The sequence below is a fragment of the Streptomyces sp. MMCC 100 genome, assembly GCF_041538145.2.
Classification (GTDB): domain Bacteria; phylum Actinomycetota; class Actinomycetes; order Streptomycetales; family Streptomycetaceae; genus Streptomyces.
Genome location: NZ_JBGORK020000001.1, coordinates 7099699 through 7117567 on the forward strand (window position 1 = coordinate 7099699; position 17869 = coordinate 7117567).

13 protein-coding genes are annotated in these 17869 nt (G+C 73.1%); 3 read left to right on the forward strand and 10 right to left on the reverse strand.

All coding sequences use genetic code 11. The features are described from left to right. Positions 1 to 5: 5 nt before the first annotated feature. Together ABS735_RS32715 and ABS735_RS32720 are read right to left on the reverse strand one after the other, a co-directional pair. Entirely contained in the window at positions 6 to 533 is a 528-nt protein-coding gene (locus ABS735_RS32715) for a DoxX family membrane protein (protein ID WP_373901515.1), read from the reverse strand. Positions 534 to 683: 150 nt separating this feature from the next. Further along, complete coding sequence (locus tag ABS735_RS32720; RefSeq protein WP_373901514.1) at positions 684 to 1979, reverse strand: hypothetical protein; 1296 nt, start codon at positions 1977 to 1979, stop codon at positions 684 to 686. Between the two features lie 283 nt (positions 1980 to 2262). Here ABS735_RS32720 and ABS735_RS32725 point away from each other — a divergent pair, with 283 nt between their 5' ends. Next, positions 2263 to 2748, forward strand: coding sequence for a pyridoxamine 5'-phosphate oxidase family protein (locus ABS735_RS32725; protein ID WP_373901513.1), 486 nt, complete (start codon positions 2263 to 2265; stop codon positions 2746 to 2748). A 41-nt stretch (positions 2749 to 2789) separates the two neighbouring features. Here the strand turns inward: ABS735_RS32725 and guaA are convergent, their stop codons facing one another. After that, positions 2790 to 4370, reverse strand: coding sequence for a glutamine-hydrolyzing GMP synthase (gene guaA, locus ABS735_RS32730; RefSeq protein WP_373901512.1), 1581 nt, complete (start codon positions 4368 to 4370; stop codon positions 2790 to 2792). A gap of 332 nt (positions 4371 to 4702) precedes the next feature. On the opposite strand from guaA, the gene ABS735_RS32735 reads away from it, so the two are divergent. Then, the gene (locus tag ABS735_RS32735) at positions 4703 to 4990 is read left to right on the forward strand and encodes a chorismate mutase (RefSeq protein WP_030145536.1); all 288 of its coding nucleotides are present in this window, start codon (positions 4703 to 4705) and stop codon (positions 4988 to 4990) included. 548 nt (positions 4991 to 5538) lie between these two features. Continuing rightward, complete coding sequence (locus ABS735_RS32740; protein ID WP_373901511.1) at positions 5539 to 6582, forward strand: LPXTG cell wall anchor domain-containing protein; 1044 nt, start codon at positions 5539 to 5541, stop codon at positions 6580 to 6582. A gap of 140 nt (positions 6583 to 6722) precedes the next feature. Here the strand turns inward: ABS735_RS32740 and ABS735_RS32745 are convergent, their stop codons facing one another. The 7 genes from ABS735_RS32745 to ABS735_RS32775 form a co-directional block, all read right to left on the reverse strand. After that, positions 6723 to 8513, reverse strand: a complete 1791-nt coding sequence (locus ABS735_RS32745) for a GMC family oxidoreductase N-terminal domain-containing protein (RefSeq protein ID WP_373901510.1) — start codon at positions 8511 to 8513, stop codon at positions 6723 to 6725. A gap of 100 nt (positions 8514 to 8613) precedes the next feature. Continuing rightward, the gene (locus ABS735_RS32750; protein ID WP_373901509.1) at positions 8614 to 10227 is read right to left on the reverse strand and encodes a succinic semialdehyde dehydrogenase; all 1614 of its coding nucleotides are present in this window, start codon (positions 10225 to 10227) and stop codon (positions 8614 to 8616) included. Between the two features lie 122 nt (positions 10228 to 10349). Beyond that, positions 10350 to 11102, reverse strand: a complete 753-nt coding sequence (locus tag ABS735_RS32755; RefSeq protein WP_373901508.1) for a serine/threonine-protein kinase — start codon at positions 11100 to 11102, stop codon at positions 10350 to 10352. Between the two features lie 16 nt (positions 11103 to 11118). After that, complete coding sequence (locus tag ABS735_RS32760; protein WP_373901507.1) at positions 11119 to 12852, reverse strand: serine/threonine-protein kinase; 1734 nt, start codon at positions 12850 to 12852, stop codon at positions 11119 to 11121. A gap of 92 nt (positions 12853 to 12944) precedes the next feature. Next, positions 12945 to 14075, reverse strand: a complete 1131-nt coding sequence (locus tag ABS735_RS32765) for a serine/threonine-protein kinase (protein WP_373901639.1) — start codon at positions 14073 to 14075, stop codon at positions 12945 to 12947. Between the two features lie 93 nt (positions 14076 to 14168). Next, entirely contained in the window at positions 14169 to 15968 is a 1800-nt protein-coding gene (locus ABS735_RS32770) for a serine/threonine-protein kinase (RefSeq protein ID WP_373901506.1), read from the reverse strand. 145 nt (positions 15969 to 16113) lie between these two features. Then, the coding region (locus ABS735_RS32775; RefSeq protein WP_476755861.1) for a serine/threonine-protein kinase at positions 16114 to 17869 on the reverse strand (1756 nt) is incomplete at its 5' end.

A 17869-nucleotide genomic window follows, 5' to 3' on the forward strand; every position in this document is an offset into this window, starting at 1 on the left:
TCGGACTACCGGTACCCGCCCGTCCGTCCCCGGCGCCGGGGGCGCAGCACGGCGTCCAGGGACAGCAGCGGGGCGCCCGCCAGGACGAGAGGGAGCCAGGCCATGAGGTAGGCGAGATCGTTGCCGTAGTAGTAGGGGTCCGAGGCCCAGCTGACGGTCAGCCACAGGCTGAGCGAGATCAGCGCACCGCCGAGCGCCGCGAGACGGGTGAGGAGTCCGAGCAGGGTGCCGATGCCGACGGCCAGCTCGCCCAGGGCGATGGCGTAGCCGAAACCGGCCGGGCTCTTCAGGGCCAGGTCGACCAGGGCGGGGACGGCCGAGGAGTCGCGGACCGCGCGCATCATGTCGCCGACGGAACCCGCGCCCGCGTCCTTCATGAAGGCGCTGTCGGTGAGCTTGTCCAGACCGGCGTAGACGAAGGTGACGCCGAGAAAGATCCGTAGGGGAAGGAGGGCATACCGGGCGGCGTTGTCCCGCCAGTCTCCCCCGCCCGCGGGTGAGGTGTAGACGTCCGTCCGCATCCCGTGAGTCATCACTGCCAGCCGCCTCTCGCCGCGCATGCCCAGACCCCCCACCAGACCATACGTACGACACGTAGGCCCCGCTCAACCCTCGGCAACCGGTTTCTTGCTGTCGGTTTCGACAGGTTGCCGACCGGCTGCTCGGGACGGGGGTGCGTGGTGTCAGTCCGTCACGTCGATCGCGTACCGGTTGGTCTCCACGCCCGCGCCGGTGACCACCTGGACCTCGACCCGGCCCGGTTCGACGTCCGCCGGTACGGGGACCGTCAGCAGGTCGTCCGAGGGGTTGCTGAAGCCGCCCGTCACCGGGACCAGGGGGACGTGGACGTGGACCGCGCCGATGCGGACGACCATCCGGGACAGACGGTCCGCTCGCTGGGCGCCCGGCGGCACGAAGCCCGCGCCGCGGATCTCGATGTCGTCGCCGGTGCGGATCGGCGCGTCCAGGTCGCCGGCCTCCCGGGCCCGGACCACGGAGAGGATCACCGGCCGGCCGCCCTCGGCGTACTTCCCGGCCACGTAGGTCGCCGCCGACACGAGCACCACCACCGCCAGGCCCCACGGCAGGTCGGGCAGTTGTTCCGGGCGCCGGGCCAGCCGTACCGCCGCGAACACCAGGGCCACGGTGCTGATCACGACGTACTGGATGTCGGCGAAGGTCCCGCGGCCCGCGTCGTCCGTCAGCAGGTCCGACGCGCGCGGCCGGTCGGCCCGTACCTTCTGCAGCCGCTGTCCCAGCACCCTGAGGCCGACCACCCGCCGCACCAGGACCGCGATTCCGCAGACCACCGCGAGGACGGTCACCGCGCCGGCGCCGCGGCCGAGTTCGAGGCCCGAGATCAGCGCGTCCCGCCGGTCGTGCCCCGAGGCGACGGCCAGTTGCCCGGCCAGCACGAGCACCGCGTAGGCGATGAAGAGGACCCAGGCCGCCGCCACGGCACGGGAGGTGGACAGGCGGTTGTCCTCGCCGATGACCGGGGCCAGCGCACCGCCCCGGGTCCGGTGGAACCACGACGCCGCCGTCAACGCGCCGGCCACCACCAGTGCCGCCGCGAGCCCGGCGGTGCGCGCCGCCGACCAGCCCGCGCCGACCGCGGTGAGGGACTGCCCGAGCAGCAGCAGGACGACCGCCGCCCACACGGCGGCCGTCGTGCGCCGTCCCAGCCCCGCGAGCCATGCGTCGCCCTCGGCACGGCCGCGTTCGGCGACGGTTTCCGCGGACTGGGTCAGCTCCTCCGAGACCCACTGGCGGGAGGCGGAGGCCGAGTGGGCGACCGCGGCCGGCAGCCCCTGCCCGGCCGCGAACTCGTCCCGCCGCAGCAGGAACGCGGCAACCGCCCGGCGATGCCCTTCGCGGGCGCCGTGCGGGCAGTCCCCGCAGGTGCAGCCACCGCCGTGCGCCGCCTCGTACGCGCCCTTGTCCGAGCCGCTCCCGCGTCTCGCCTCCTGCACCGCCACGCCCGACGCCGCCTTCCCGCACCCTGTGAAAGAAACCGTCACAAGCGACCGTGGAAAGAAGCCGTGGAAGCCTCTAAGTCCCTTGGGACGACAGCGAATTGTGCCGTACCCCGGCCCTCCTCCGCCCACTGCCCCGCCTTACCGTCTGCTCAGCACGGGTGATGCGCGGATCGCCGCGTTGACCCGACCGCGGGAGGCCCTCCCGCGGCGGCCGGCCGAAAAGACCCATCCGGCGTCCGGTTACCCGACAGAGGGTGTCGGTTTTCGGGTCCACACTCGGCGTATGACTTCAGGCACACCTGTGAACTGGGCCGGTTTCGCCGCCGCCGAACCGGCACTGGCCGACACCGTCGAGGCGCGCTTCGGCGCGTACACGCACCACGTCCTCGCCACCCTCCGCAAGGACGGCTCGCCCCGCACCACCGGCCTGGAGGTGCGTTTCCTGACCGGCGAGCTGTGGCTCGGCATGATGCCGGGCTCGCTCAAGGCGCTCGACCTGCGCCGTGACCCGCGCTTCGCGCTCCAGGCGAACCCGGGGGCGGGCACCGGCCTGGGCGGCGGGGACGTACGGATCGCCGGGCGGGCGGTCGAGGTCGAGGACCCGGGGACCAAGGCCGGATACGTGAAAGAGGTGGAACCGCCGGAGCCGTTCCACCTCTTCCGTACCGAGCTGACGGAGGTCGTGCGGACCCACGTCGAGGACGACAAGTACCTCGTCGTCGAGATCTGGCAGCCCGGTCAGCCCGTGCGCACGATCAGGCGCACATAGCCGTGCGCACGATCAGGCGCACCTGGGGAGCGCCCCTGGGCTCACTCCCACTCGATCGTCCCCGGCGGCTTCGAGGTCACGTCGAGGACGACCCGGTTGACGTCCTTGACCTCGTTGGTGATCCGGGTCGAGATCCTGGAGAGCACGTCGTACGGCAGCCGGGACCAGTCCGCCGTCATGGCGTCCTCGGAGGAGACCGGACGCAGGACGATCGGGTGGCCGTAGGTGCGCCCGTCGCCCTGGACGCCGACGGAGCGGACGTCGGCCAGCAGCACCACCGGGCACTGCCAGATGTCGCGGTCGAGGCCGGCCGCGGTCAGCTCCTCGCGGGCGATGGCGTCGGCCTCGCGGAGCAGGTCGAGCCGCTCCTTGGTGACCTCGCCGACGATGCGGATGCCGAGGCCCGGGCCCGGGAAGGGCTGGCGCTGGACGATCTCGTCCGGCAGGCCCAGCTCGGCGCCGACCATCCGGACCTCGTCCTTGAACAGCTGGCGCAGCGGCTCGACCAGCTCGAACTCGATGTCGTCGGGGAGCCCGCCCACGTTGTGGTGGGACTTGATGTTGGCGGTGCCGGTACCGCCGCCGGACTCGACGACGTCCGGGTAGAGGGTGCCCTGCACGAGGAAGGCGACCTCGGGGCCGTCCTCCTGCATGATCTCCAGCTGCGCCTGCTCGAAGACCCGGATGAACTCGCGGCCGATGATCTTCCGCTTCTCCTCGGGGTCGGAGACCCCGGCCAGCGCCTTGAGGAACCGCTCTTCGGCGTCCACGACCTTCAGCTGTACGCCGGTCGCGGCGACGAAGTCCTTCTCGACCTGCTCGGTCTCACCCTTGCGCATCAGGCCGTGGTCGACGTAGACGCAGGTCAGCTGGGAGCCGATGGCCTTCTGGACGAGGGCCGCGGCGACGGCGGAGTCCACGCCGCCGGACAGGCCGCAGATGGCGCGCTTGTCGCCGACCTGCTCGCGGATGGCCGCGACCTGCTCCTCGATGACGTTGCCCGTGGTCCAGTCGGGGCGCAGGCCCGCGCCGCGGTACAGGAAGTGCTCCAGCACCTGCTGACCGTGCGTGGAGTGCATGACCTCGGGGTGGTACTGGACGCCGTAGAGCTTCTTGACGTCGTTCTCGAACGCGGCGACCGGCACGACGTGCGTGGAGCCGGTGACGGTGAAGCCCTCGGGGGCGGCGGAGCAGGCGTCGCCGTGCGACATCCACACGGCCTGCTCGGCCGGGGTGCCCTCGAAGAGGGTGGAGGACGGCTTGGAGACCGAGAGGTCGGTGCGGCCGTACTCACGGGCGCCGGAGTTGTCGACGGTGCCGCCGAGGGTCTGCGCCATCAGCTGGAAGCCGTAGCACATGCCGAAGACGGGGACGCCGGCCTCGAACAGGGAGCGGTCGAGGGTCGGGGCGCCCGGCTCGTACACCGACGAGGGGCCGCCCGAGAGGATGATGGCCGCCGGGTTCTTGGCGAGGATCTCCTCGACCGGCATGGAGCTCGGCACGATCTCGCTGTAGACCCGCGCCTCGCGGACACGACGGGCGATGAGCTGGGCGTACTGCGCGCCGAAGTCGACGACCAGGACGGTGTCGGGGGCGGCGGCAGCGGGAGTCGCTGATGACACGGGGTGCCTTCCGGCGGTCGGGCGGGGGCTTGTACTCCCGATTCTACCGAGGTGAGCAGGTGCCCGGCCCCGCCGCCGGGTCTCGCCGACCGGTCTCACCATGCGAACCGGCTTGGACACCGACCGTCGCCGGGGCATACTGAGCCCATGCGCAAGCACCAGACCTTCCTGTTTATCTATGGCAACCGGCCCACCGGCTGCCATGGTCGTGCTGCTTGAGCAACTGACAAGCGACTTCCCAGGCGCCCCGGGCCGACAAGGTCCGGGGCGCCTGGCGTTTGCGGACCGTGCCGGTCCCGGGTGCCGCCGTCCATCGGCGAGGAGCCACCGACATGACCGTCACCGCAGCAGACAAGACCGGCGCCCACACCCCCGAGGCCGCCGACGTGATCACCGGCGCGCGGGAGCGCATCGACGCCCTGGACGACCGGATCATCGGGCTGATCCAGGAACGGATGGCCGTCTCCGCCGTCATCCAGGAGGCACGGATCACCTCCGGCGGCCGGCGCGTGAACCTCTCGCGCGAGATGGAGGTGCTCGACCACTACCGGCAGGCGCTGGGCAAGCCGGGTACGGCGCTGGCGATGACGATGCTGGAGCTGTGCCGCGGGCGCGTCTGAGGGCCGCGGCCCGACCGGAGGTCGTATCTGAGTTCGGGCGTCTTCTCACCCGTACGGCGCGTGACCGGCAGGCGAGCGGCTTCGTTGGTCCCGGTGTCCGTGTCAGCCAGGGGCGGGCCCGAAAGAACCACGCGTGGCTCGCTGGAGCGATGAGACGTACGGATCGTGCCGCACGTCGTGGGACCTCGCTCCAGGAAGTGACCGGACGGCAGGGGACAGCAGCCCGGTCACCCAAGAGAACGGCCGGCTCCGGGGACGCCCGGGGCCGGCCGACGGAACGGGTCCCTCGTTCGACACAAGCATCCAAGGCAAGCGGCGCGACCCCCCGGCGCCGCTCCCGAGGCACCGGCGCTGCCCTGACGCCGGTGCCGGCTGAGAGGGAGGGCCCTGCGGCCGCAGTTCCGCGGGGCCCTTCGCCATGCACCGCCGCCACTGCGGTGACGGATCTCCGCCAGGCCGCCTCCGCCGCCACTCCAGTGACGCAGGCCACATAAGGATTCTGTGAATGCAGGGACAACCATTCACAGGCTTCGCTGATCAGAACAGGCATGAAACTTCGTCGCGCCCTGGCCGCAGCCGCCGTCACAGCGGTGGTCGCCCCCGCCGCGCTGCTCGCGGCCCCGTCCGCCTACGCGACCGGCGACACGTCGCCGTCCCAGTCCCCGTCAGCCTCCTCCGTCCCGTCCGCCCCGTCGGACGGGACGGAGGAGGCTGACGAGGCGGCGAGCGAGACCACGCCGGCTCCCAGCGACTCGCCGAGCACGGCCACCAGGCCCACAAGCACCGCTGGCTCCCCGAGCGCGACGGACGACGAGGACGCTCCCGCCCCCGACGACTCGGAGACGACCGCGTCCGCCCCCGCGGACCCGCCCCCGAGCTCCTCCGCACCGGAGGAGACGGAGGGGACCGAGATTCCGGCCCCCGAGCCGTCCGTGTGCGAGGACACCAAGGTCGACGTCGACATCGAGGGCCTGCCCGGCGAGATCGCGGCGGGCAGCGGCTGGCACGAGTTCTCGCTGAGCGTGGCCAACAACTCCGGCTCGACGCTGCAGAACCTGGAGTACCTGGCCGGCGCCTCCGCCGACCTCGACGGCGAGGAGCTGTTCGAGAGCGAGAAGGTCGGCCTCCAGGCCTGGAACCCCGAGGACAAGACCTGGGAGGACCTCAACGAACTCGGCTACGCGGTCGGATACATCGGTTACACCGACGAGCTGTCGCCCGACTACGAGGTCGACATCCCGATGCGGATCAACGTGCGGGCCGGTGCCCCGGTCGGCGCGGGCTTCACGCTCGGCGCGACGATCTACGGCGACGCGGACGGCGAGTGCACCGGCTTCGGTGACGTCGCCTACAAGTTCCGGATCGTGGCCCCCGGCACGGACACGGAGGGCACCAGGCCGCAGGAAGGCGGCAAGGCACCCGTCGCCGTCGAGAAGCCGGCCGCCGACACCCCGGAAGTCACCGGGAGCCTCGCCGCGACCGGGTCCAGCTCCGCGCTGCCGGTGATCGGCCTCGTGGGCGGGCTCGCCGTGGTCGTCGGCGGCGGTGCGGTGTTCGTGGTGCGGCGGCGCAAGACCGGCTCGGACACGTGACGCTCGCGGGAGCGGCGTGACACAGACCGGGTGAGAGGGACCCGCGCTCGGAGGGGGGTGCGGGTCCCGCTCACCTTTTCGCTGCTCCGTACCGCTGCTGGGCCGCAGCCGCCACTTCTCCGGCGGCTCGGCCGCAGCCGCTACTTCTTCGGCGGCACGGCGGGCACGTCCAGCAACGGCAGCCGCAGCGCGCCGAACGCCTTCTCCGGGACGGCCGGGGAGTGGGGTGCGACGGCGGCGAGACGTTCGTACGCGGCACCCTGCGCGGGGCGCGGGTCGCTCTCGCCCTTGTTCGGCCAGTACGACATGGCCCGCTCGGCCTGCGCCGTGATCGTCAGGGACGGGTTGACACCCAGGTTGGCCGAGACGGCGGCGCCGTCGACGACCGAGATGCCGGGGTGGCCGTAGAGCCGGTGGTAGGGGTCGATGACGCCGGTCTCGCGGGAGGCGCCGATGGGACAGCCGCCGAGGAAGTGGGCGGTGAGCGGGGTGCCCATCAGTTCGCCGACGTTGGAGCCGGCGAAGCCGTTGATCTCGGCGGCGAGTGCCGAGGCGCCCTCGGTCGCGGCCTTGATCTGCTTGGGGTTGGGCGAGCCGTGGCCCTGGCGGGCGGTGAGCAGGCCCTTGCCGACGCCCGTCGGTTTCAGGTGCGTGGTCAGGGAGTTGTCCAGGGACTGCATGACCAGGCCGATGATGGTCCGCTCGGACCACTTGCGGTTGGAGAGCGAACGCAGGACCAGCAGCGGGTGCTTGGCCGCGTGGCCCAGGAAGCCCAGGACGCGCGAGGCGCCCGAGGCGGTCTGGCCGGCGTAGGGGACCTGGAGGATGGACAGGCCGCCCATCGAGTTGGAACCCTTGCCGTAACGCACCGGCTCGATGTGGGTGTTGGCGTCCGGGTGGATCGAGGACGTGATGGCGACGCCGCGCGTGAAGTCGGCCCGTGATTCGCCGGTGGCGCTGCGGTAGCGCCGGTCGTCGGTCTGGGCGCCGACCAGTGCCTCGGAGTTGGTGCGGGTCAGCTCGCCGAGCTTGTCCGATATGTAGGGGAGCTGGCCGCCCGCCTTCATGCGGTGCAGCAGGGTCTGGGTGCCGTAGGTGCCGGCGGCTATGACGACGCGGCGGGCGGTGAAGATGCGGCCGGCGTCCTTCTTCTTGCGGTCGGTGGCGAGGGTGGCGATCGCGAACCCGCCGCGCGAGTCCTCCGTGACGGAGACGGCCGTGGTCATCGGGTGGACGACCGCGCCGGCCTTCTCGGCGAGGTACAGGTAGTTCTCGTTGAGGGTGTTCTTCGCGCCGTGCCGGCAGCCGGTCATGCACTCGCCGCACTCGTTGCAGGCCTTGCGGTCGGGGCCCGCGCCGCCGAAGTACGGGTCGGGCACCTGCTCGCCGGGCCCGGCCTTCGCCTTGCCGTCGGCGTCCTCGCCGTCGCCGAAGAAGACGCCGACCGGGGCCATGTGGAAGGTGTCGCCACAGCCCATCTTCTCGGCGGCGGCCTTCAGGTGGACGTCGGAGGGGGTCATCGTCGGGTTGAGACGGACTCCGAGCATGCGCCGCGCCTGGTCGTAGTACGGCGTCAGCTCCTCGTGCCAGTCGGTGATGTCACGCCACTGGGGGTCGTCGAAGAAGGGCTTCGGCGGCACGTAGAGGGTGTTGGCGTAGTTGAGGGAGCCACCGCCGACGCCGGCGCCCGCCAGGACCATGACATTCCCGAGCAGATGGATGCGCTGGATGCCGAACATGCCGAGCTTGGGCGCCCAGAGGTAGTTCTTCAGGTCCCAGGAGTTCCGGGGCAGGGACTCGCGGGTGAAGCGGCGGCCGGCTTCCAGGACCCCGACGCGGTAGCCCTTCTCGGTGAGGCGGAGGGCGGATACGGAGCCGCCGAAGCCGGAGCCGACTATCAGGACGTCGTAGTCGTAAGCGTCTTGAGGCACGGAGGTCTCCTCGTTGAGTTTCGCGTGCGGGCCGTCTGTGGTTTCTCGCGCCCGGGCGGCGGAGCCGCATATCGACACAGCCCCGCGCCCCTCGGGTCGGCTACCTGAACCGGAGGTTCTTCATCAGGCGGAGACTGCGGCTCATGAACCGGGCGTATCCCTCGTCGTCCATGCCGAGCGACGGCGCCATCGGCAGCAGCCGCTGGTGGGCGACCGTCTGGGCCTCGGTGTACTTGAGGATGCCCTCGGAGCCGTGCCGGCGGCCGAGACCGGAGTCCTTCATGCCGCCCATCGGGGACTGGGCGCTGCCGTAGGCGGGCGCGTACCCCTCGTTGATGTTGACGGTGCCGGTGCGCAGCCGGGCGGCGACGTCGCGGCCGCGCCGGGCGTCCTTCGTCCAGACCGAGGAGTTCAGCCCGTACGGCGTGGAGTTGGCGTGCTCGACGGCCTCGTCCTCGGTCTTGAAGCGGTAGACGGAGACGACCGGGCCGAAGGTCTCCTCGGCGCACACGGTCATGGGGGCGGTGACGCCGTCGAGGATGGTCGGCTCGTAGAAGTACGGGCCGATGTCCGGGCGGGCGACCCCGCCGGCGACGAGCTTGGCGCCCCGCTCCACGGCGTCCGCGACGTGCCGCTTCACGGTCTCCAGCTGCCGCTCCCCCACCAACGAGCCCATGTCGGCGCCGTAGGCGAGGGAGGTGCCGAGCCGCATGGCCTTGGTGCGGGCGGCGAAGCGCTCCAGGAATGCGTCGGCGACGGACTCGTGGACGTAGAGCCGCTCGATGGAGATGCAGAGCTGGCCGGCCGAGGAGAAGCAGGCGCGGACGGCACCCGCCGCGGCCTTCTCGATGTCGGCGTCCTCCAGGACCAGCATGGCGTTCTTGCCGCCGAGTTCGAGGGAGACGCCGACCAGGCGGGCGGCGGCGCCCTGAGCCACCTCGCGGCCGGTGCGGGTGGAGCCGGTGAAGGAGACGTAGTCGGCGTGCTTGACGACCTCGGGACCGACGACCGGTCCTTCGCCGAGGACGACCTGGAAGACCTCTGCGGGCAGCCCGGCCTCGATGAGCAGGTCACGGGCCCACAGGGCGGTCAGGCAGGTCTCGGTGTCGGGCTTCATGACGACCGCGTTGCCCGCGACGAAGGCGGGGAGCGCGTCGCCGACGGACAGCTCAAGGGGGTAGTTCCAGGGGGCGATCTGGCCCACGACGCCGCGCGGGTGGCGCAGCTCGGTCACCTTCGTGAGGGTCGGCACGGCGCCGGTGTGCCGCTTGGGCCGCAGGTACGCGGGCGCCTTGCGGCCGTAGTGCCGGGCGGCGACGGCGACGGCCTGGACCTCCTCGTGGGCGTGCAGGCGGGCCTTGCCGGTCTCCAGCTGGATGAGGTCGAGGACCTCGGCCTGGCGCGCCAGGACCAGGTCGTGGAAGCGGAGCAGGACGGCGGCACGCTGCCGCACCGGCGTGCGGGCCCATACGGCCTGCGCGGCGCGGGCCCGCTCGAAGGCCCCGGCCACGTCCTCGGGCGTGGACTCGGGCAGGTCGGCCAGCTTCTCGCCGGTGAACGGGGTGTGGTTGGCGGTGCGGCCCGACCCGGCCACGCCCTTGGTGAGCTGGGCGACCAGCTCGGGCGTGACCACGTCGGCAGCGGTGCGGGCGCCCTCCGGGGTGGGGGCGAGGGGGTTGGTTCCGGTGAGTTCCGGGGCCTGCGCGTCCGTCATGAGCCGCAGGGTATGACGCCGGGCGGGCTTTGTGTACCCGTCGGTAACGGTGATTCACCGTGATTCACCGAGTGCTCACACAACGCCAGTGATCGCTGGCAACAAACCCGCTGATCAGGGCGTTACGTCGAGGGACTGGACCTGATCACTTCTCTTCGGTCCGGGGCGGGCGGCGGGGCGGTGATCACCGCCTCCAGCAGCCGGGCTGCCGCCTCCGCCTCCGGCCGCACCCCGGCATCCGGCGACCGCAGCCGGTCGATCAGCGCACCCAGCGGCCCGTCCGTCGGCCCGCCGCCCCCTACGGCGGTGTGCAGCAGGGCGCCGAGGGACCGCAGGTCGGCCGCGGGGCCGCCGCCCCGGCGGGCTTCCTCGCCCGGCGGGCGGGCGGTGCCGAAGCCGGCCAGGGCGACGCGGCCGTGCGGGCCGAGCAGCACGTTGGCGGGCCCGACCGCGCGGTGCACGATGCCGACGGCGTGCGCGGCGCGCAGGGCGCCGAGGACGGCGAGGCCGACGCGGGCTGCCTCGGGGGACGCGAGCGGGCCGCGCAGGAGCGCCTCGTGCAGGGACTCGCCGGGGACCCACTCCATGACGATCCAGGGCAGTCCGTCGGGCCCGGCCTCCTCGACGACCACGTCGTGGATGCGGACGGCGGCGGGGTGGTCGACGCGGGCGGCGGCACGGGCCTCGTGGCGGAGGCGGTGGGCGGCCCGGCGGTAGTCCTCTTCGTCCGGGTCACCGGGCAGCCGCGGCCGCCTGACGGCGACGTCGCGCCCCGTGGCCTCGTCGAGACCGCGCCAGACGGTGCCCGCCGCGTCGGCACCGACGCGCCGCAGCAGCCGGTAGCGCTCGCCGACCAGCCGTCCCCGGTCCGTCATCAGAGCTTGTCGACCATCAGAGCTTGTCGACCTCCCAGTTGGCGATCACCGTCCGGGCGATCTCCCGTCCCTCGTCGGCGAAGTAGCCCTCGCGCGGGTAGTCGATCGACACCTTGTACATGTCTCCGTTGCCGGCCCGGTAGTACAGGATGTGGAACTCGCGGGCGCGGGGGTTCTGCGTGTCCGCGGTCGTGTACCGGATGGTGTTCTCGGCGGCCTTCTCGCCCTTGTACTCGGTCTCGCTCGGCTCGCCCTTGGGCGCGGGGTCGTCGGCGAAGTTCCAGGAGTACTCGCCGTCCTTGAGCATCTCCCAGTCCGCCCAGGCGTTGGCGCCGGCGGTGTCCGGGATCTCGTCGTTCTTGTCGTCGGCCTTGACGTCCCGGTCCACGATGACGGTGACCGCGCCGCTCGGATCGGCGAACGTCTCGTTGGTGCCGTCCCAGTCGTCCGGGTGCTTCGCCTTCACGAACTCGGCGGGCACCGCGACGCTCATGCCGACCTTGGCGTCGAGCTTGTGCTGCTTCCAGCCGTCCGGGAGGGCGCCCGCGAAGGGGTCTGCGACCACGAGGTACGACGCCACCGCCGCCGCGACGACCACCGCACCGAGGGTGATCCACGCGTTGCGGCCCAGCCGGACGCTCCAGCGGGACGCGGGCGCCGTGCCCGGCCCCTGGGGACCGTCGACCCGGACCACCTGGGTGGGCGGCGGTGCGGGCGGGTTCGCGGCGGCGTCCAGCAGGGCGCGGACCCGGGCGGCATCCGGGCGGCGCGCCGGGTCCTTGTCCAGCAGGCCGGTGATCACCTCGGCCAGCGGGCCCTGCGCGGAGGCGGGCGGCGCGGGCGTGGCGTTGAGCACCGACTGGAGCGTGGCGGGGGTGTTGCTGCGCCGGAACGGCGAGACGCCCTCCGTCGCCGCGTACAGCACCACGCCCAGCGACCACAGGTCGCTCGCCGGTCCGGGGCGCTGGCCCAGCACCCGCTCCGGGGCGATGTACTCGGGCGAGCCGACGAAGCCGCCGGTGTCGGTCAGGCTGGTCTCGCCCTCGATCTGGGCGATGCCGAAGTCGGTGAGGACGACCCGGTCGTACCGGCCGAGCAGGACGTTGTCCGGCTTCACGTCCCGGTGCAGGACGCCTGCGGCGTGCGCGGCCTCCAGGGCGCCGAGCACCTCCAGGCCGATCCGGGCCGCCTCGCGCGCGCCCAGCGTGCCCTCCTGGAGGGCGTCGCCGAGCGAGCGCCCGCGTACGAGTTCCATCACGATCCACGGCTGCTCGTCCACGACCGCCACGTCGTGCACGTCCACCACGGCGGGGTGGTCGAGCCGGGCGGCGGCGCGCGCCTCGCGGCGCATCCGCTCGAAGGCGTTGGCACGTTCGCGTTCGGGAAGGTGGTCGGGGACGCGTGGCTCCTTGACGGCGACCTCGCGGTCCACGGTCTCGTCCTTCGCGCGCCACACCGTGCCCATGCCGCCGTGCCCGAGCCTGGCGATCAGCCGGTAGCGCCCGGCGATGAGCCGCCCGGCCCCCGGGTCCGGCGCGGCGGCCGAGGGAGCCGGCGCAGCGGGCGGCGGGAGGGGCGACGGATTCGGCGACGGGGCCTGTGACGGCGACGACGACGGCGACGGCACGACCTGGGTCGGTGCCGCGTACGGATTGCCGGGATGCGGCACGGCGGCGGGCCGGTTCGGCGGTTGCAGGTCAAAACTCGTCGGCTCGTCGGGCCCGCTTCGTGACCCCCCGTTGCTGCTCATGGGTCCATGCATATCGCGCCGGGCGTGTCCCTTTCCACCGCCGGTGCGTCGCGGTCACAGACCCGTGACGCGGGGTGCCGCTTATCTCCCTTTTAGGTACCGGAACCGGACGCGGGCGGGGGCACGGGCTCCGTCGTCGGCGTCTCGGTCGCCGTCGGCGTCGGCTCCTTCGTCGGCGTCGAATCCGTCGTCGGCGTCGCGGGCACCGAAGTCGTCGGCGTACCGCCCCCGTCGTCGCCTCCGTCCGCGAGCAACGCGGCGGCCGAGACGCCGGCGCCCGCCGCGGCGACGACCAGCAGCACCGCCATGAGTACGCTCCGCTTCGCGCTCCGTCGCGCACGCAGGGGCCCGCCGTCCGCGGCCGCCGCCGGTGTCGCGGGCGTACGGCCCGTGCTGAGGTAGGCACGCAGCATCCGCTGCGCCGACGCCGCGTCCAGCCGCCGTCGCGGATCGCGCTCCAGCAGGCCCCGTACGACCGGCAGGAGCGGTCCGGCCTGCGCGGGCGGGCGGATCTCCTCGGTGACCACGGCGTGCAGCACTCCGCCCAGCGAGTCGCGGTGGAAGGGGGACGCACCGCTGAGGACCGCGCACAGCAGCACGCCCAGCGACCACAGGTCGGACTCCGGGCCGGTCCCGGCACCGGACATCCGCTCCGGGGCGGTGTACTCGGGGGAACCGACGAAGGAACCGCTCTCGGTGAGCGTGGTGGAGCCCGCGACCTGGGCCACGCCGAAGTCGGTGAGGACGACCCGGCCGTCCTCGGCGAGCAGCACGTTCGACGGCTTCACGTCCCGGTGCAGGATCCCTGACGCGTGGGCCGTGTCCAGGGCGTCGAGCAGGGCGATGCCGATGCGGGCCGCCTCGGTGGCGTCGACGGGGCCGCGGCTGAGGACACGGTCGGCGAGCGAGCCGCCGTCGACCAGTTCCATGACCATGTACGCGCGTTCGTCGTCCTCGACCACGTCGTGCACGACGATGACGTGCGGATGCCGTAACTGCGCGACCGCGCGGGCTTCGCGCAGGGTGCGCTCACGCCGCCGTCGGGCCTCGGCCGCGGAGAGGCTCTCGTCGAGGGGGAGTGCCTTCACGGCCACTTCGCGGGCGAGCAGTTGGTCGGTGGCCCGCCATACGATGCCCATGCCGCCGCGGCCGAGCCGCTCATGGAGCCGGTAACGGCCCGCGATGACACGCCCGCCCGCCCCCTCGGTCACCATGCGCCCCATCATGCCCCACCCGACGCACCGGCTCCGGGCCGCTGTCACACGGGTGGCCGACAACCGACGGGCGCATGGGCGCGGTCACGGCCGCCGCGTGGCTCAGCCGGTCTTCTCCTGCCAGCTCTGCAGCACCGCCTTGAACCGCCGTTGCGCGGCGGGCCAGTCGCTCGACGGGCCCGACATGTTGAGGGCGTACTCGACGCCGTCGCGGGACATGTACGTCTGCGACACGGCGCGGCGCGGGCCGGGGAACTCGGTGTCCTTGGCCAGCGCCGTCCAGGTGTACTCCCACCGGGCGCTGTCGCGGTCCCGGTACCCGACGCGTTCCAGACTGACGCGCCGGTAGTCGACCAGCCGCTGGAGCAGTTGCGCGTCCAGGTCCTGCTGGTGCGCGTACGGGTCGTTGTAGTCGGGAGCGGTGTCGACGGATATGCGGATGACGTGATCGCCGCCGTCGGGGGTGTAGTCGATCTGCCGGAGTTCGCCGCTGTCGCCGTCGAAGTCCCTCCGCTGCCAGTTCTCGGGCAGGTAGAGGCTGAAACCCAGCGGGTCGTCGCGGCGTACCCAGTCGGCCGGGACGGAGCCGCCGGGGCCCTGGCCGGTCGTGGCGGAGGCGGAGGGGGAAGCGGAGTCGGACGGCGCGTGGGTGGGGTCGGAGCCGGCCGACGAGCCGCCCCCGTCGCGCTGTTGCAGCACTACGGCGGTGCCCGCGCCGATGAGCGCGGCGACGGTGACGACCAGGGCGAGGGTGCGGATGCGGACACGCCGTGAGCGTGGGGGAGCGGTCGCCGGAGCGACGCCGCCCGCCGTTCCGGCCGCCGCGTAACCGGGCGCCGTGTAACCGGGCGCCGTGTGTCCCGTCGCCGTGTGCCCCGTCGGCGCGGGGCCTACCGTGGTGGGGCCGGTCGTCGGCGGGTACGGCGTGGCGGATGTTCCGGCGGTGGTTCCGCCCGCCGGCCCCGGTGCCCCGGAGGCCCCTGGTGTCGCCGGTGCCCCGGGTGTCCCCTGGTGGACCGTGTCGCCCGACCGCGGCGGGGGTCCCGTGTACCGGGTGGTCGGCACGTACGCCTGGGCCGCGTCCGGGCGCCGGCCCTCGGCCGCCTGGGCGAGCAGGTGCTCGGCCTCGGTCGCGTCGGGCCGCTCGGCCGGATCCTTGCGCAGCAGGGCGCTGATGACGGGCCCGAGCGCACCGGCGTACCGAGGCTCGGTGGCCTCCTCCTCGACGACCGCCTGCATGGTGGAGAGCGGCGAGGTGCGGCGGAACGGCGACCTGCCCTCCACCGCCGTGTACAGCGTCGCGCCGAGCGCCCACAGGTCGGAGGACGGGCCGGGGTCGTGGCCGCGGACGCGCTCGGGCGCGAGGTAGTCGACGGAGCCGACGACCTCTCCGGTGCGGGTGATGGTGGAGTCGCCCTCGATCTGCGCGATGCCGAAGTCGGTGAGCAGGACCCGGCCGTCGTCGGCGAGCAGCACGTTGCCCGGTTTGACGTCGCGGTGCAGGACCCCGGCGGTGTGCGCGGCGCGCAGGGCACGCAGCACCCACAGGCCGATCCGGGCCGCCTCCCGCGGGTCGACCCGCTCCTCCTCCTTGACGGCGTCGGCCAGCGAGCGTCCCTCGACCAGCTCCATCACGATCCACGGCCGGCCGTCGTGTTCGAGTACGTCGTGCACGGTGACGACGGCCGAGTGATTGATCCGCGCCGCCGCGCGCGCCTCGCCCCGGGTTCGCGCCAGGAGTATGGCCTGGTCGCTCTCCGAGACGTAGAGCGCGGCGGTCAACTCCTTGATGGCGACGGTCCGGTGCAGCACCTCGTCGTGTGCGCGCCACACCCGGCCCATGCCGCCGCTGCCGATGGCTTCCCCGAGCCGATAGCGTCCCGCGACGAGACGGCCCTGCATCTGATTCACGTTGCCCCGCAATGGTCTTGTCAGGGTCAGACTAGGGACCGGCCCCCGTCCGGGGAACGGGTGGGGTGGTATGGAAACCGCTCTGTGACGGTTGTCGCTTTCCGTGACGGGAGGCAACCATCGGGTCGAACTGCGGTCAGCGCGTGTACTGGTAGGAGGCCGAGGCCTGTTCGAACAGCCGGGTCACCTCGTCACGCTCCGCCTCCGGACCGCGGACCTGCACCACGTGGTAGCGCCCGTCGATCAGGATGGCGACGTTGCGCACGTACAGCTCGCCGCCGGCGCCGGTCCAGGTGAACTGCCCTTCCGCCATGGCCCGTCCGCCGACCTCGATGGTCTTCAGGCCGCTGGAGGTGGCCCAGCTGGAGGCGCGGTACGACGCCAACTCGGGTTCGCTGTCGCGCTGGTAGGTCATCGGGTCGTCGCCGAACTCGGAGGCGCGGTCGCGACCGGGTACGACGAGGAGCTCGAAGCCGCCCTTGCCGTAGACGACCTGGCCGCTGCCGTTGCGGGGCGTGCGGTTCCAGCCGTCGGCGACGGCGACGCGGAAGCCTTCCGGGTCCTTGCGCAGCGTGAACCCGTTGGCGACGTTGGACTGCGTCTCGGTGCCGCCGGCCGTCCGCGAGGCCTCGGGGTCGGGCTTCGGGGACGTCTGCTCCGGCCGGGGTTCGCCGTCGGCCTCCGGCGACTTCGCGGGCGGCGCCTGGCTCACCTCTCCGGCGGCGCCCGTCCGGTCGGCGGCTCCGGCGCCGCTCGTGTCGCTCCTGGGCATGAAGAACATGGCGTACGCGACCGCGCCGGCCATCGCCAGCAGTATGAGCAGGAGCAGGGTCCGGCCGAGGCTGCGTGGGGAGCGGCCGGTCTCCGGCCTGCCGCGCTTGTGCCGTCCGTGGTGCGCGGGCAGTCCGGCACGCCGCCTGCGCACCAGCTCGCCGCGACGGCGCACGATGGGCAGCCGGCCGGTCTCGACGGGCGGCGCCGAGACGACGTGCAGGCCGGCCTCGGGCTCGGGGGCGGACCGTACGAGGGAGCGCAGCCAGCCGCTCAGTTCCTCGAACTCGATGCGCTCGGTGGGGTCCTGACGCAGCAGCGACTCCACGACCGGCCGCAGCGGCCCGCACTCCTCGGCGAACGCCGGCGGCTCCGCGCACACGATCTGCACCAGCTCGCCGGTCGACTCCTCCGGGTAGGGAGCGTGGCCCTGTACGGCGCGGAAGAGCAGCGCGCCCAGGGCCCACAGGTCGGTGGCGGGGCCGATGGGCGCGGCCAGCTGCCAGTTCTCGTGCACGGGCCCGGCCTGTTCGGGCGCCCAGCGCTCGGTCACGGGTCCGACGACGGCCATCCGCGTCTGCCGGGCCCGCTCGGCGGCGAGCGCGGTGGCCGGACCGCGCGGTGCGGGGGCACGGGCGGCCAGGTCGTCCCAGCGCGCGGCGGACGCGGGCCCGCCGTCCTGCGGCGGGGCGGCCGGCCCGGAGCCGGCCTCCTGCGGCCGGGCGGTGGTCCCGGCGGTGGTCTCCCGCCATGCCGCGGCGGATCGCGCGAGGCCCTCCTGCCGCGCGGCGGGCAGGGCCCGCCCAGCCGCCGGACCGGACCCGGCCGCCGGTTCACCGGCCGGACGGGGGGCGGGAAACGCCGGGTCGTCGGCGCGACGGCCCGCGGAAGACGCCGGATCGCCGAGGGTACGGGGGGCGGCGCCGTGCCAGGAGGTGGCGCGTACGCCGTAGGGGTCGGCGATCTGCCCGGGCGGAACCGCGGCACCGGACGACGCGGGGTCACCGACGCCCCCGTCGCTCCCGGGTCCGCCGGACGCGGCACCCAGCCCTTCGGCGTGCGCATCCCGGCCGGGACCGGCGAATCCCGGCTGCCCACTGCCCGCGTCGAAACCGGCGCCG

Coding starts and splice junctions, on each gene's coding strand:
- ABS735_RS32715 (WP_373901515.1), bottom strand. CDS start 533: ATGACTCACGGGATGCGGACGGACGTCTACACCTCACCCGCGGGCGGG.
- ABS735_RS32725 (WP_373901513.1), top strand. CDS start 2,263: ATGACTTCAGGCACACCTGTGAACTGGGCCGGTTTCGCCGCCGCCGAA.
- ABS735_RS32735 (WP_030145536.1), top strand. CDS start 4,703: ATGACCGTCACCGCAGCAGACAAGACCGGCGCCCACACCCCCGAGGCC.
- ABS735_RS32740 (WP_373901511.1), top strand. CDS start 5,539: ATGAAACTTCGTCGCGCCCTGGCCGCAGCCGCCGTCACAGCGGTGGTC.
- ABS735_RS32750 (WP_373901509.1), bottom strand. CDS start 10,227: ATGACGGACGCGCAGGCCCCGGAACTCACCGGAACCAACCCCCTCGCC.
- ABS735_RS32755 (WP_373901508.1), bottom strand. CDS start 11,102: ATGACGGACCGGGGACGGCTGGTCGGCGAGCGCTACCGGCTGCTGCGG.
- ABS735_RS32760 (WP_373901507.1), bottom strand. CDS start 12,852: ATGAGCAGCAACGGGGGGTCACGAAGCGGGCCCGACGAGCCGACGAGT.
- ABS735_RS32765 (WP_373901639.1), bottom strand. CDS start 14,075: ATGGGGCGCATGGTGACCGAGGGGGCGGGCGGGCGTGTCATCGCGGGC.
- ABS735_RS32770 (WP_373901506.1), bottom strand. CDS start 15,968: ATGCAGGGCCGTCTCGTCGCGGGACGCTATCGGCTCGGGGAAGCCATC.